9 protein-coding genes are annotated in these 14,968 nt (G+C 31.0%); 1 reads left to right on the forward strand and 8 read right to left on the reverse strand.

What is annotated here, in order from left to right; translation table 11 throughout:
• Positions 1-118 precede the first annotated feature (118 nt).
• The 8 genes from UEQ13_RS05125 to UEQ13_RS05160 all read right to left on the reverse strand — a co-directional run bounded on the left by UEQ13_RS05125 (position 119) and on the right by UEQ13_RS05160 (position 10,362).
• Complete coding sequence (locus tag UEQ13_RS05125) at positions 119-1,591, reverse strand: OmpA family protein (RefSeq protein WP_329805293.1); 1,473 nt, start codon at positions 1,589-1,591, stop codon at positions 119-121.
• 106 nt (positions 1,592-1,697) lie between these two features.
• Positions 1,698-2,816 (reverse strand): AI-2E family transporter, encoded by a 1,119-nt coding sequence (locus UEQ13_RS05130; protein WP_329805294.1) that lies wholly within the window; start codon positions 2,814-2,816, stop codon positions 1,698-1,700.
• Positions 2,782-5,274, reverse strand: a complete 2,493-nt coding sequence (locus tag UEQ13_RS05135) for a cation-translocating P-type ATPase (protein WP_329805295.1) — start codon at positions 5,272-5,274, stop codon at positions 2,782-2,784. Before UEQ13_RS05135 ends, UEQ13_RS05130 begins: the two co-directional genes overlap by 35 nt.
• A gap of 126 nt (positions 5,275-5,400) precedes the next feature.
• Positions 5,401-5,835 (reverse strand): response regulator, encoded by a 435-nt coding sequence (locus UEQ13_RS05140; RefSeq protein ID WP_329805296.1) that lies wholly within the window; start codon positions 5,833-5,835, stop codon positions 5,401-5,403.
• Positions 5,822-8,752: a response regulator gene (locus UEQ13_RS05145; protein ID WP_329805297.1), complete on the reverse strand. Its 2,931-nt coding sequence runs from the start codon at positions 8,750-8,752 to the stop codon at positions 5,822-5,824. Before UEQ13_RS05145 ends, UEQ13_RS05140 begins: the two co-directional genes overlap by 14 nt.
• A gap of 15 nt (positions 8,753-8,767) precedes the next feature.
• Complete coding sequence (locus tag UEQ13_RS05150; protein ID WP_329805305.1) at positions 8,768-9,313, reverse strand: helix-turn-helix domain-containing protein; 546 nt, start codon at positions 9,311-9,313, stop codon at positions 8,768-8,770.
• A 104-nt stretch (positions 9,314-9,417) separates the two neighbouring features.
• Complete coding sequence (locus tag UEQ13_RS05155) at positions 9,418-9,978, reverse strand: helix-turn-helix domain-containing protein (protein WP_329805298.1); 561 nt, start codon at positions 9,976-9,978, stop codon at positions 9,418-9,420.
• Positions 9,979-10,020: 42 nt separating this feature from the next.
• Positions 10,021-10,362 (reverse strand): cupin domain-containing protein, encoded by a 342-nt coding sequence (locus UEQ13_RS05160; RefSeq protein ID WP_329805299.1) that lies wholly within the window; start codon positions 10,360-10,362, stop codon positions 10,021-10,023.
• Positions 10,363-10,938: 576 nt separating this feature from the next.
• Between UEQ13_RS05160 and UEQ13_RS05165 the strand changes: the two genes are divergently transcribed.
• Positions 10,939-14,968 (forward strand): beta strand repeat-containing protein (locus UEQ13_RS05165; RefSeq protein WP_329805300.1); only part of this gene is annotated, 4,030 nt, incomplete at its 3' end.

A 14,968-nucleotide genomic window follows, 5' to 3' on the forward strand; every position in this document is an offset into this window, starting at 1 on the left:
ACATAATTCTTTGTATTTGTTACATGTTTCTGTTTGAATTTTTAATGAGAATAAAAAAATGGCTGTCAAAACTGACAGCCACTTTCCCAAAAAACAAAACCTAACTTAACCTTTATATCTAATAATTTGTTTTCAATTCAACTCTTCTATTTTTAGCTTTTCCTAACGTAGTATTGTTTGTAGCAATTGGTTTTGTTTCACCATATCCAACTGATATTAATCTTGCATCTGAAATACCTTTTCCAATTAAATATTGTCTAACTGATTCAGAACGTTTTTGAGATAAAGTCATGTTGAAATCATCTTTACCAACACTATCTGTATGTCCTTCAATAGTTAAAGTTGCACCATCATATTTGTATAATATTTTAGACAATTCATCTAATTGAGATAAAGAAGCTACTTTTAATTTATCAGAATTATTTTCGAAGAAAATTTTACTTCCGATATAGGTAATTCTAACAATATCTGCTTTTGCAATTTCTGGACAACCTTTGTTAGCTAAAGTTCCTTTTGCATTTGGACATTTGTCATCTAAGTCGGCAATTCCATCACCATCAGCATCAGGACAACCTTTTAAACTTGCAACACCAGCAACATCTGGGCAACGATCTAAATCATCAGTTACACCATCATTATCGCTATCCATTGGACAACCTTTAGTATCTACTTTTGTACCTGGTTTAGTATTAGCACATTTGTCATCCATATCGGCAACACCATCTTTATCAGCATCTGGACAACCTAATAAAGCAATTGTACCAGCTTGATCAGGACAACGATCTTTAGCATCTTCTACTCCATCATTATCTCTATCTGGACAACCATTAAGTAGTGCTGAACCTGCAGTATCTGGACAAGCATCTAAATAATCTGCAATTCCATCTTTATCTCTATCAAGTGGACAACCTAATTTATCAACTTTTACTTCAGTTGGAGTATCTGGACATTGATCTTTCTTATCTGAAACACCATCACCATCTGTATCTTTAGTATCACCTAAATTAAAAGTAAGACCAACCATGTGAGTTAAATAAGAATCTTTTTTCTTAAGATCTCCATTAGCATTGTCTACACCATCTCTTCTGTCTTTATTAGAGAACAAAAACGACTCTTGTAAGTTTAAATTCACTGTTGGAGTTAATCTGAAATTAAATCCTCCACCCGCACTTGGCAAAATATAGTCGTAATTTTCTGTGTGGAAATTCAATTGATTACCGAAAATAAAGAAACCTGCTCCAGCAAATACATAAGGTCTAACTATATATTCTGATGTTAAAACATTGAAACGTAAGTTTAAAGTTGCGGCATTAAAATCTGATTTAAAACCAGCTGTTGTTCCGTTATTATAACCTATTGTTCCTTTAGTTAGTAATAAATTGGCATCAAAATGTTTCCCTAAATATCTAGAAACTGAAAGTCCACCAAAACCATACATTGTATTGTCTGTTTGATACCAATCTCTTCCTAAATCACCAGTATATTGAGTAACACCACCATGCACACCAATATTCCATTTTTTGTCTTCTGTTTGTGCATTTAATGTAAATGTATATATCATACATATACAAAGAAATAGTACTTTTTTCATAATGAAATTTGTTTAAAATTATTTATACAAATATCATTCGGTTCTCTTACAATTCTGTTATACAACTTTTATCAAAAGTTGTGATATTCATAGGTATTTTTAAAGACTATTGCTTTATATAGCTTTTCAAACTTTGTAGGATATCTTCTCTTTTTTTAGGAACAGAAATTTCGCCAATTAAGAATCCATATGGTTTTAGAGATTCAATGTGGTCGCAGATAATTTTAAAAATGGCTGTTAATGGAATGGCTAAAATTATTCCTGGAATTCCCCATAGAAGTTGACCAATTACCAAAACGATAATGGTAAAAAGTGGATTTATTTTTACTTGTGGACCGAGAATTAATGGTTCCAAAATCCAACCTTGAATAAGTTGTACAATTCCGTATACTACAACAATTCCGCCAAGCAAAGTTGGATTGCCGCCGTTTATGGCAGCTACTAAAACTGTCAAAATGGTTCCGGTAATATTTCCTACATAAGGTACAATTTCTAACATGCCGCAAAGTATTGCAAAGAAGATGGCATTTTCTACACCAATAATCCCAAAACCAATGGCATACATAATCCATAAAAGCACAATCATTTTAGATAAACCTAATAAATATTGTTGGGAAACTCTTGTGGCATTATAAATAACTTGCTCCATTTCATCTCGTCTATCTGGTTTTGCTAATTTCAATAAGAAATTTTTAATGTGATTTCTGTAATATAATAGAAAGGCGAAATAGACTAAAACCAAAATAAGAGATGCAAAAACGGAAGTTACTGAACCAAAAATAAGTTGAAAAATATTAGAGTAAGAAGGCTGCTCATTTTTTAATATGTTGAATTGTTCCTCAGCGGTAATATTTAAATGATCAAAAACATATTTCTGTAAATGATTTCCCATTTCTACTGATTTTTGTTTTATTAAAGTAAAATCGTCTAAAAATTCAGAAAGTTTCCAACCTAAAAGAGAAATCAATACTGAAATTATAAACAGTAAAGAAAAAAAGCAAATAAATACCGCCAATCCATTAGGGATTTTTTTTCCTTGCATCCAATTACAAAAAGGTAGAAAAAGTGTGGCTAAAATGCCACCGATACATAATGGAATCAGAAAATCTTTAGCAAAATATAATCCTAAAACAATTAAGAAAACAAGTGCTAATTTTTGTAAAAAAGAAGAGGAATGAGTTGTCATAGTATTATAAATTTCGTTTCCATATTTTAACAACTTCATACCAAATTACTACTACAAAACCAACACTAACAGCTAGTACCAATTGAAATCCGTTTAGATGTTCAAAATTGAAAAACTTTGTTAATGGTGGCACATATAATAATAGAGCTGTAATAAAAACAGTAATTGAAGTAATAATTGGAATTAAATTATTTTTATATTGAATGGTTGTTAGTATAGAATAATAAAAAGAGCGGTTAGATAAAGTTAAAAAGATATTAGCCGTAACTAAACAAGTGAAAACCATAGTTCGAGTAATTGCTTCGTTATAATTAGCGTGAACACCATATTGATAAACGAATAAAGTACCTAATGTGATCACTAAACCTTGAACAATACTTGTAGAAAGTTCTTTCCAGTTGAAAAAGGTATCTGTAAAAGGTCTTGGTTTTTGCGACATGGTGTTTTTTTCCATAGGTTCATTTTCATATACGATGGAACAAGTTGGCCCCATGATTAATTCTAAGAAAATAATATGAATAGGTGAAAAAATTGAGGGATACATCCAACCTAAAACTAACGGAATAAAAACAGTTAGAATAATTGGAATATGGATAGAAATGATAAATTGAATGGCTTTTTTAAGATTGCTATAAATTTTTCTACCCATTGCAATGGCATCCACCATATTTAATAAATCATCTTTAGTTAAAATCAATGAAGCTGCTTCTTTGGCAATTTCTGTCCCTTTTTTACCCATTGCAATTCCAATGTGAGCGGATTTTAAGGCCGGACCATCATTTACACCATCACCTGTCATGGCAACAATTTCGTTGTTTGATTTTAAGGCATTTATGATTCTTAATTTGGCATCTGGAAACATTCTGGTAAATAAGTTTGTTTCTGAAACCCTTTTTTTAAGTTCAGCATCTGATAATTTCATTAATTCATCACCAGAAATACTGTTTTCATATCCAACAAAACCAATTTGTTTGGCAATTGAAGTTGTGGTTTCCGCATTATCGCCAGTAATAATTTTTACGGAAATTCCAGCTTTATAAAAATGTTCTAAAACCGAATTAATATTCGCTTTTGGTGGATCGTAAAAAGCGACTAAACCTTTAAAATTAAACTGAAATTCTTGTTGGGTTTTTGGAAAATTTTTGCCTTCGAAATTAGCTTCGGCAACAGCCAAAATGCGATAACCTTCATTCGTTAATTCTTTAATTGCATTTTGAATTTGATTTTTTTCTAAATCTGAAAGTTTGCAAATATTTAGTAATGCTTCTGGAGCACCTTTTGCAGCAATAATAGTTGCATCCTTACTTTCAAAAATATGCGTCATCATAGGTGGTTTCCCTGAAAGCGGATATTCGTGAATCATTTTATAATTTGAACGCTCATCTTTTTTAACGATTTTAGCATATACTTTATGCAAAGCCACTTCCATTGGATCGAACGCAATGGGCTCACTCGCCCACATTGAAGTCGTGATTAATGCTTTTTCTTCTTCATTTAAATCTGATTCTAAATCCGTTATTTTATTAGATTCTAACGAAAATATTTTCGCTAAACTCATGGTGTTTTCGGTGATTGTTCCTGTTTTATCAATACAAATAACCGTTGCACTTCCAAGTGTTTCAACCGTTTTCATTTGTTTTACGATAATTCCATTTTGGAACATTTTATATGCTCCAAGAGCCATAAAAGTGGTAAAGGCAATTGGAATTTCTTCCGGCAAAATACTCATTGCCAACGTTAGAGCTTTTAATAAACTATCAAAAATATTTTTGGAATGATAAAAATTGATACTCCAAACTATCAAAAAAATGATGGCGCCAACAATAGCCATCTTTTTAACGAAGTTACCAATTTGAATTTCTAAAGGCGTTTTTTCTTCTTTAATGTTTTCGAGACTTTTTCCAATTTTACCTAATTTGGTAGTACTACCGATAGCTGTAATTGTAGCAATGGCTAATCCACTAGAAACGGTTGTGCCTTGAAAAATTAAATTATTGTCACTTGATTTGTCTTTCGAAACGGATAATGATTCTCCAGTAAGAATGGATTCATTGACCGAAAAATCATTAGAATGTTCGATAGTTCCATCTGCAGAAATAGAAGTGCCTTCTTCCACCATTAAACTATCGCCTATTACCAAATCTTCTGTTTTAATTTCAACCACTTTACCGTTTCTGATGACTTTACAATTGGGTTTTGTAAAGTCTTTTAACTTTTGTAAAGCATTACGACTTCGGGCATTTTGATACGAAGAAATTAAAGAAATTAATATAATCGCAGAGGCTAAAAAAAATCCATCTGATATTTTTCCACTAATAAAATAAATAGCGGAAGCAACCAAAAGCAAAATAACCATTGGATCTTGCAGGAAATTCAAAATAGCTTTTAGAAGAATATTTTCTTTTTTAAACTCAGCTGTATTACTTCCGTATTTGCTTCTTGATGCAGTTACTTCAGCAGTTGATAACCCTTTAATATTGAAATTTTTCACAGACATAATTGTAGTACTTTGTCTTTTTTTTATTAAAACAAATTTTATTAAAAGTACATAAAATTACTTGTACAATTTTAATTTAAAGTTGTAAAATTCTTATTTTTTTTTAAACTTCAAAAATAATGTTCCTTACATTCTGTCCATATACCAATTTAATTCTTTTTTAATTTGTTTCAGTTCAAATATTGAAGAAATAATTTTTTGTAAACGTACGAAGGCTGTTTCACTTTTTACAACATAATCAAAAGCATTGTGATGTATACATTGTACGGCTACATCAATTTTATCTTGACTAGAAAGAATAATTACTGGAATATCAGCATCTATTTTTTTGATTTCATCTAATGTTTGTAGTCCGTTTATGGCCGTTTTATCTATTCCATTCAAATGAAAATCTAAAATAACAACATCTGGTTTTTTTGATATATTGGCAATACAAAGTTCTCCTGTTGCAAAAGTTTCAATTTCAAAATCGGCGTGATCTAAAAATTGAATTTCTAAAGATTTCAGGAATACCGCATCGTCATCTACAAGAAATAATTTTATTTTGTTATCGTTTTTCATCATTGGGGTTATTTAGGTTAATTAATTCTAATTCAAGTTCTATACAAGCCTGGTTACAAACATTTTCTACATTTAAAATCAATTTATCTAAATCTTCAGAAAGTTCTAATCTGCGAGCATATTCTTGAATTTTCATTGCAACACTGGTAATTTCAGGATTTATTCCCATTATAGCAAATGAGGGAATCATTTTATGTACGGTTGCTTCTAAAACACTCCAGTTTCTATCTGAAAAACTTTTCTTCATAGTTATTATTAATGGTGGAGTTTGTTTTAAATATACAGTAATAATTTCTGCCATCAATTTCGGATTAGATTTAGTTAATTTAATCAAATAGCTCATATCTACATATTTGATTGTATCTGATTTAGCACTTTTACCAACTTCATGCTCTATAATAAGCACTGGTTTTTTTATAATACTAATCAATTTACTATATAACAATCGTTCATCAACAGGTTTTGAAATATAATCATCCATTCCTACTTCTTTACATTTGGCCACATCAATAGTAGTAACATCTGCGGTAAGAGCAATAATAGGAAGTGTTAATTTCATTTTTTTTCTGATAAATTCTGTCGCTTCAAAACCATTCATTTCAGGCATTTGTAAATCCATTAGAATAATATCAAATGATTTTTCTTTTAATTTTTCGACGGCAATTTTTCCATTAGAAGCAATTTCACATTCAAAACCAAAATCGTCTAATAAGGTTTTCATAAGTAACTGATTCAGTTCCATATCTTCCACCACAAGAATTTTAATATCTTTTACATCCGTATTTAAATCTAAAATTTCTGGTTCTAAAACGGCTTCGACACTGGTTTTTTTAAAGTCTAAAACGAAACTAAAAGTAGTTCCCAAATCAAGAACACTTTCTACAAATATTTTTCCTTTTTGACCTTCTACTAGTTGTTTTACGATGGCTAAACCCAAACCGGTTCCTCCAAAAATTCTGGAAGTTCCGCTGGTTGCTTGTTGAAAGTTTTCGAAAACTTTTTCAATTTTGGTGTCTTTAATTCCTATTCCTGTATCAGCAACCGAAAATTTAATAGAAACTTTCTCCTCATTTTCTTCCATTAATTTAACACTAACCGTAATTTTTCCTTTATTAGTGAATTTGATGGCGTTACTTAATAAATTCAAAATAATTTGATGTAAACGGACAGGATCTCCAACTAAAACTTCAGGTATATTTTTATCGTAATGTGTGATTAATTTCAGGTTTTTTTCTTGAATTTTGGTCTCAAAAAGATGCAACATGGCCTTAATTGATAAATTCAATTTGAATGGTGTTCTTTCAAAAGTCATTTTTCCCGCATCTACTTTTGCCAAATCTAAAATATCATTGATTAAAACAATTAAAGCATCACCACTCATTTTTATGGCAGTTAGATATTCTTTTTGTTTGGCTGTAAGTTCTGTTTTAAGTACCACTTTTGTAAACCCAATAATAGCATTCATAGGAGTACGAATTTCGTGACTCATATTAGACAAAAATTGTTGTTTAGATTTTACGGCTTCTTCTGCTTTATGTGTAGCTTTTTCGGCAGATAATTTAGCATCTTCAGCAATACTTGTGGCTAATTCTGCAAATATTTTGGCTTCAATTAATTCTTTTTCTAATTGTTTTTGTTCTGTAATATCTCTAGCAACTAGAACAGCTCCAATAACTTTCCCATTTGCAGATTTATAAGTAGAGCCGTTAAACAAAACATCTGTAAGTTTATGGTCTTTAATTGTTAACGGAAAATCAGCTATAAAGCCTTTAGAAAAAACTTCTTCATAACTTACTTTTGCTTTACATTTATCCGTGAAATAATTGATAAAATCAGAACCAATTAATTTTTCTTTTGGAACGTCTGTTGCTTGAACAGTTGCTTCATTTGTGTCTGTAATTTTACCTTCTGGACTAATGGCAAATAATGGATCGCGACTAGCTTCAATAATACTTAATGAATATTGAGAAGCCATTTCTAGTGAATTATTATAATCTTCTAATTCTTTATTCTCAATATATCTTTTTTCCTTTTCATCATTTTGAAAAGCCAATTCAATATCAGCAATCACTAATTCATCTGCACGATCTTGCTTTTCACCCGTTTGAAATAATAATTCTTTGTTGGCAATTACTAATTCATCTGCACGATCTTGCTTTTCACCAGTTTGAAATACTAATTCTTTGTTAGCAATTACTAATTCATCAGCTCGATTTTGTTTTTCTCGTATTTGAAATAATAATTCTTTGTTGGCAATCACTAATTCATCTGCACGATTTTGTTTTTCACCTGTTTGAAATACTAATTCTTTATTGGCAATTACTAATTCATCTGCTCGATTTTGTTTTTCATTTGTTTGAAACAACAATTCTTTATTAGCTATAATTAGCTCAGCCGCACGTTTTTCTTTATGTTTATTATTAAGTTTTAATTCTTTATTCGCAATTAATAATTCGTTGGCTCGTTTTTCTTTTTCTTCATATTGAATGGCGAGTTTTTTATTAGCAATTACTAATTCATCCTCATATTTTTTAGATTTTGAAATATTGATAAACGAAGATAAAGAACATTTTTTCTCTTGAAATTGAATCATTTGAACAGAAACTAAAAACCAGAATTCTTCTCCATTTTTATTTTTTAAAACAATCTCTTTATTATTAACACCTTCTTTTTTTCCAATTTGCATCAGTATTTTTTCGCAAAATTCTGGCGTAATAATACTTATTTCAGAGGAAGTTTTTCCAATAATATCTTTTTCAACATAGCCGAAAAAATTAAGAAATGATGCATTAACAAATTGAAATTTTTCAGTTTCAACGTCAAAAACAACCATTCCAATTGCGCTATTTTCAAACATATCAAAAAACAAATCGTCTGATTTGTGCAAGATGCTTTCTGATTTTTTTATTTTTTCCATGTTATATTTATAATATTATTCACCAATATCTTCAATTGGATTTCGTCTTTTATCTTTCATATTTTTGAAATGAGAAGGAGAAAGTCCGGTAACTTTTTTAAATTGACTCGACAAATGCGCTACACTACTGTAATTCATTTTCCAAGCAATTTCTGTAATATTTAATTCGCCATAAATCATCAATTCTTTAATGCGCTCAATTTTGTGCGAAATAATAAATTGTTCTATAGTTGTACCTTGCACTTCGGAAAATAAATTGGCTAAATATGTATAATTATGATCTAGTTTTTCTGCTAAAAAATCCGAAAAATTCACTTTAATAACTTCATCTGAATGATGAATCATTTCGATAATTATATTTTTAATTTTTTCGATTAGAATGGCTTTTTTATCATCCATTAATTCCAAACCAGAAATAAGTAAACCTTGTTTTAGCAACAGTCGTTTTTCCATGGTAATATTTTCCATGATTTCAACGACACCTAAATCTACGACAATAAAATGCAGACCCAATTTTTTCAATTCGTCTCTTACCGCTATTTTGCAGCGGTTACTAACCATGTATTTAATATATAGTTTCAAATGAAATTAATTTATTGATTAATTCAAAGTTGAACTTTTTACACTGATTATAGTTATACTTAAGTTAAAAGAAGTTGTACAATTCAGACATTTTCTAGCGCAATTCTTTTTTTATCTTTCAATTGTTTGAAGAAACTTGGCGTTAAACCCGTAACTTTTTTGAATTGTTTAGACAAATGCGAAACGCTACTGTAATTCATTATGTAGGAGATTTGTGTAAGATTTAGTTCGTCATAAAGCAGTAATTCTTTTACACGTTCAATTTTATGAGCGATAATAAATTGCTCAATAGTAATACCTTTAACTTCGGAAAATATTTTAGAAATATGTGTGTAATCTAAACCTAATTTTTCACTGATATATTCGGAATAATTTACTTTAGGAAGTTCATCTGTATAATGAACCATTTCAATGATCACGTTTTTTATTTTCTCAATGAGCATCGCTTTTTTATCATCCATAAGTTCTAATCCGGACAATAAAAGCATTTTACGCAATTTTTCACGTTCCACTTCTGTTAAGTCTTTCATCACTTCTACAGTTCCTAAATCTAAAATAACATAGTGCAACCCTAATTTCTCTAAAGCTTCTTTAACCACCATTTTACAGCGGAGACTTACCATATATTTGATATAAAGTTTCATTTATCTTCTGTAATTAGGATTAACAAGTAACGAATTGAATTTTTAGTCTTCGTAGCCACTTTTAATAATGGTAGACAACATTTTGAACTGAACATTTGCGTTAAAGCAATGAGTAGCATGTGCAGGAATAATAATTCCTTGACCAAGAGTAAGTTTATGAATTATATCATTAATTATAATTTCAGCGGCGCCGTCAATTATTTGAATATAATTATCAAATGGGGATGTTTTTTCGGCAAGTTCTTCGCCAGCATCAAAGGAAGAAACGGTTATATTTCCCGTTAGTTTTTTTAAAATAGTTTTGCTTAAAACAGCATTCGGTATATACTGAATGATTTCAACAATGATATGTGCTTTTTCTTTTTCAACTTCTGAAGTTTCCATTTTGTTTTAGTCTTTTCTTAAAATTCAAATTCCGCAATAAGCGATTGTATTGAAAAAGAGTTGACTACTTACAAAGGTGGTGATTATAATTGGTTAAATGCTCAACACTTGTTAAAATTTATATTTGACAATGAATTTAAAGTTATAGAAATGGGTTGTGATAAATTGTAATCTAATCTGAAAAACACTTTTAAGTTACTTTTAGTTTTCTTTTAAAAAAACATCGATCTAAATGGCGGGCATGAAAAAAGAGCTCAAATTTTGTCGATTTGATTTTTGAGAATGCTCCATTTTAATTAAACAATCATATCCTATTTTAAACCACCATAACTTTATTATTTTACATAAGCTACTCCAACTTAACAAAGAGTATTCAATGTTATGAAAATTCATTTTTAAATTATTTTTATGTAAATAAAACAGGTCTTTACGGATTTCCGTATTAAATACTCTCCTATTCACCATATTTTTACAGACGCCTAAATTTTGGGTGAAAGAAATATATATTTCTAGACTTTTAGAAAACATTCTAACATATGAATGTTTGCTTTTTATTTTTGAATTAATACATACATTATGGGGAAATTTTACAAGATTATTATTTTAAGCTGCTTTTTTGCTTTAACTAGCTTTAATCTTTATTCGCAACAAATTAATTTTATTCGTTTTAATAACTCGGCAAGCTACACTTCTGGTTCAGGTGTTTCTGTAATTATTAACCCAACTGGAGTTTTTGATTTGAATAACCAGTTTGTTTTAGAATTGTCCAATCCTGGAGGTGCATTCACTTCTCCAACTGTGTTAAACACTTTGAATGAGTTTTATGTACCAGTCATAAATGGAGTATTACCTAATGGTTTAGCTGCTGGAACTTATAAGTTACGAGTTCGATCAACAAATCCAGTTTTGGAGATTATAACAGATCCTTTTACTGTTATTAGTGGTGGTGGAATTGGAGTACCAAATTTCCAATCTACTTTGCTAAATGTTGGATCAAGTACATTTAACTGTTTATCAAGTTGTACACAATTAAATAATATTTTTGGAAAAATAGATGCAGCTACTGGAGAATTATCTAGCATAATTTCATCAAGTGAACGTAGAGGAGTAATTTGTAATTATGACAGTAATCTTTCTTACCAAATTAATCTTATAAATATATCAAATTCTACAATTACAAACTTACCTATTAATAATTCTAATGGTCAATTTGTTATTCCAGATAATTTACCCATTGGTACTTATGGAATTGAGATTGAAAAAAAACAATCAAATAATTTATCAATCTTTACAAATATTTTTATTTTTCATGGTAGTGCAACTACTTTAAGTAATTCAACTGGTGAAACAGTTTGTATTGGAAATAATGTTAATTTTTCAATAGCTGCAGATGCGAATGGTATTCTTAGAAATTATATGGGTTCAAAGTATACTATAACTTTTGGTGATGGAACTAACATAGAAACCTATACACATGCTCAATTATTAAATTTGTATGCTAATAATTTAACAATTCCACATAGATTTAATGATGTTTCATGTAATACTGGAACAGCACCTAATAGCGGTTACTTTATTGTGAAGTTAAATTTATTAAATAAAGGAGTTTTTAATTCCGGGATTAATCTTAATTATTGTAATGAATATTATAAAAATGGAAATGGTATAGAAAAACAAGTTAATACTAGCAGAGCTCCGGTCGCTAATTTTACTCTTCCGGCTAAGCAATGTGTTAATACTTCAATAACAGCAACAAACACAACAACTCTTGGACAATATGGAACTAGTATTTGTTTAACAACTCCTAAATACACTTGGTCTGTTAAAAGACCTAATGATACAGATTACAATATAATTGATACCTTTTTTAATCCAAGCTGGCTAGTTGGTAACAATTTAGTTATTCCTGCATCAGCGGTTAATATTGTTGGATGTTGGCAAATTAAATTACAAGCTAAAAATGAAGCTGGTTGTATTACTACAACTGAAATGATCAAAACCATCAAAATTGAAGCAACCCCTACACCTTCATTTACAAATTCACCTCAATCACCTATTTGTGCTGGTACTTCGGTTTTATTTACCAATACTTCTAATGTTTTAAATATCACTTGTCAAGAACCAGTTTATTCATGGACGGTTACACCTGTATCAGGAACGCCTGCTACAAGTACTGGTTATCAATTTATTGCTCCTTCAACTGCCTCTTCACCAAACGCTAATATTTTATTTACGCAACCTGGATCCTATTCTGTTGTTTTAAATGTCACCAATTCTTGTGGAACATTCGCTTCTACTCCTCGAATAATAGAAGTTTTTGGAGATCCTACAGTTAGTTTTAATCCTAATACCTTGACCATTTGTGATGCGGCACCTGCTGGTCATACTATAAACTTTAATCAAGTAAGTACAACTCCAACTTATAGTGTAGCTCCATATGCCCCAACAAATTTTACATGGACAGTTTCGGGGCCGGGAGTAACACCCGCTGATTATTCTTTTGTTGGTGGAACAAATGCCAATAGCCAATATCCTCAAATTAATTTTACAGCTTATAAAACATATATTATCACTGTACAAGTAAATGGTAATTGTGCTGGCTCTAATCAAGCATCGTTTACATTTATTTTAAAAGAAATGCCTGCTATCTCGAATTCAAACTTGACACAAACGATTTGTACAGGGGGAACAACTTCTCCTATAAATCTTACTTCAAGTATGGCTTCTGGAACTATTTTTAACTGGTTTGTGACAGCTACAAATGGAATTACTGGTTTTACAACTCCTGGAAATAGCACTGTCATTCCAGCCAATACTTTAATCAATCCAAGTAATACATTTGGGACTGTAACCTATACTGTTACTCCATCGAATAACGGATGCGTTGGTACTCCTGTTAATTTTGTGATAACCGTAAATCCGGCTCCACTTGTACCTACTCAAACATTTATAGCTTGTTCAGGAAATGCTTTTACAGTTTCTTTAAGCAATACTCCTCCAAGTGTAATTATACCTTTGGGTACCACTTTTACATGGACGGTTTCAAGTCCTGTTGGAATTACAGGTGCTTCAAATCAAACTACACCTGTTAGTTCTATAGGACAAACATTAGTTAATACAACTAATGCTCCTATCGATGTAATCTACACAATTACAGCAAGTACTGGTACAGCTCCTTCTACTTGCACTAGCAACTTTACATTGACCGTAACAGTTAATCCTAGACCTCAAATTCCTAATCAAACATCATCTATTTGTTCTGGAAATGCTTTTAATCTTTCCTTAAGTAATAATCCACCAAGTATAATTCTACCATCAGGAACCACTTACACTTGGACAGTTTCTGCTCCTGCAGGAATCACAGGTGCTTCTAATCAAATTAATCCTGTTAATATAATAGGTCAAACATTACTTAATTCAACTAGTAATCCTATAAATGTAATTTATACAATTACAGCAACTTCTGGAGTAGGAATAAATACTTGTACTAGTAATTTTAATCTGACTGTAACAGTAAACCCTGCACCAAGTGCAACTATTTCAGGGAATGCAAGTATTTGTCAAAACTCTAATGCAGCTGTTATTACATTTACAGGCCTTAATGGTGTTGCACCTTACACATTTACATATTCTATAAATGGAGGGAGTAATCAAACTATTAGTACAACCTCTGGAAGCTCAGTTACTTTAATTGCACCAACTTCAACTTTAGGCACATTTAACTATTGCCTATTAGGTGTTGTGGATTCCAGTACATCTTCATGTTTGAATACTAGTAATTCATGTGTCGCTATAATTGTCAATTCACTTCCAACAATATCTACTCAGCCAACAACTACACAATCTATTTGTGTCGGAGGAACTATTGCGCCTTTAAATGTGGCTTACACAGGTGGTGTGGGAACTGCTACCTACCAATGGTATAGCATCACTACTAACTCTAACTCAGGTGGTACTCTTATTGCTGGAGCTACTAACAGTTCGTATACTCCTGCTGCATTTACTTCTGCTGGAACGTATTATTACTATGCAACTATTACTCTTAGTGGTAACGGTTGTGGTAGCACGACTTCAAACACGGCTGAAGTAGTTGTAGTAACTGACCCTATTATAACTACACAAGCCATAGCTACTCAAACACTGTGTCAAAGTAGTACGCCAACTAATTTAACCATTAGTGTTTCTGGTGGTATTGGAACAATCTCTTATCAATGGTATAGCAATACAACTAATAGCAATACGGGAGGTACTATAATCGCCAGTGCAACTAATAGTACTTACACACCTCCTACTACAACTGTAGGAACTCGTTACTATTATTGCATTGTTACGCAAAGCGGTGTCGGTTGTAGTGTAACTAGTGCCGTATCTCAAGTAATCATTGTAGCTGCTCCCGCTATTACTACACAACCTGCTTCTAGCTCGGTTTGTGAAAATGGAACACCTACGCAATTAACTGTAGCTTACACAAACGGAACTGGAACGCCTACTTACCAATGGTTTAGTAATACAACTAATAGCACTATTGGTGGAACTGCTATCTCTGGAGCAACTTCTGCTTCTTATAGCCCACCTTCAACAACAGTGGGTACTTTGTACTACTATT

The organism is Flavobacterium facile (assembly GCF_036321945.1).
In the GTDB taxonomy this organism is placed as follows: domain Bacteria; phylum Bacteroidota; class Bacteroidia; order Flavobacteriales; family Flavobacteriaceae; genus Flavobacterium; species Flavobacterium facile.

Coding starts and splice junctions, on each gene's coding strand:
- UEQ13_RS05125 (WP_329805293.1), bottom strand. CDS start 1,591: ATGAAAAAAGTACTATTTCTTTGTATATGTATGATATATACATTTACA.
- UEQ13_RS05130 (WP_329805294.1), bottom strand. CDS start 2,816: ATGAAGTTGTTAAAATATGGAAACGAAATTTATAATACTATGACAACT.
- UEQ13_RS05135 (WP_329805295.1), bottom strand. CDS start 5,274: ATGTCTGTGAAAAATTTCAATATTAAAGGGTTATCAACTGCTGAAGTA.
- UEQ13_RS05140 (WP_329805296.1), bottom strand. CDS start 5,835: ATGAAAAACGATAACAAAATAAAATTATTTCTTGTAGATGACGATGCG.
- UEQ13_RS05145 (WP_329805297.1), bottom strand. CDS start 8,752: ATGGAAAAAATAAAAAAATCAGAAAGCATCTTGCACAAATCAGACGAT.
- UEQ13_RS05150 (WP_329805305.1), bottom strand. CDS start 9,313: ATGGTTAGTAACCGCTGCAAAATAGCGGTAAGAGACGAATTGAAAAAA.
- UEQ13_RS05155 (WP_329805298.1), bottom strand. CDS start 9,978: ATGAAACTTTATATCAAATATATGGTAAGTCTCCGCTGTAAAATGGTG.
- UEQ13_RS05160 (WP_329805299.1), bottom strand. CDS start 10,362: ATGGAAACTTCAGAAGTTGAAAAAGAAAAAGCACATATCATTGTTGAA.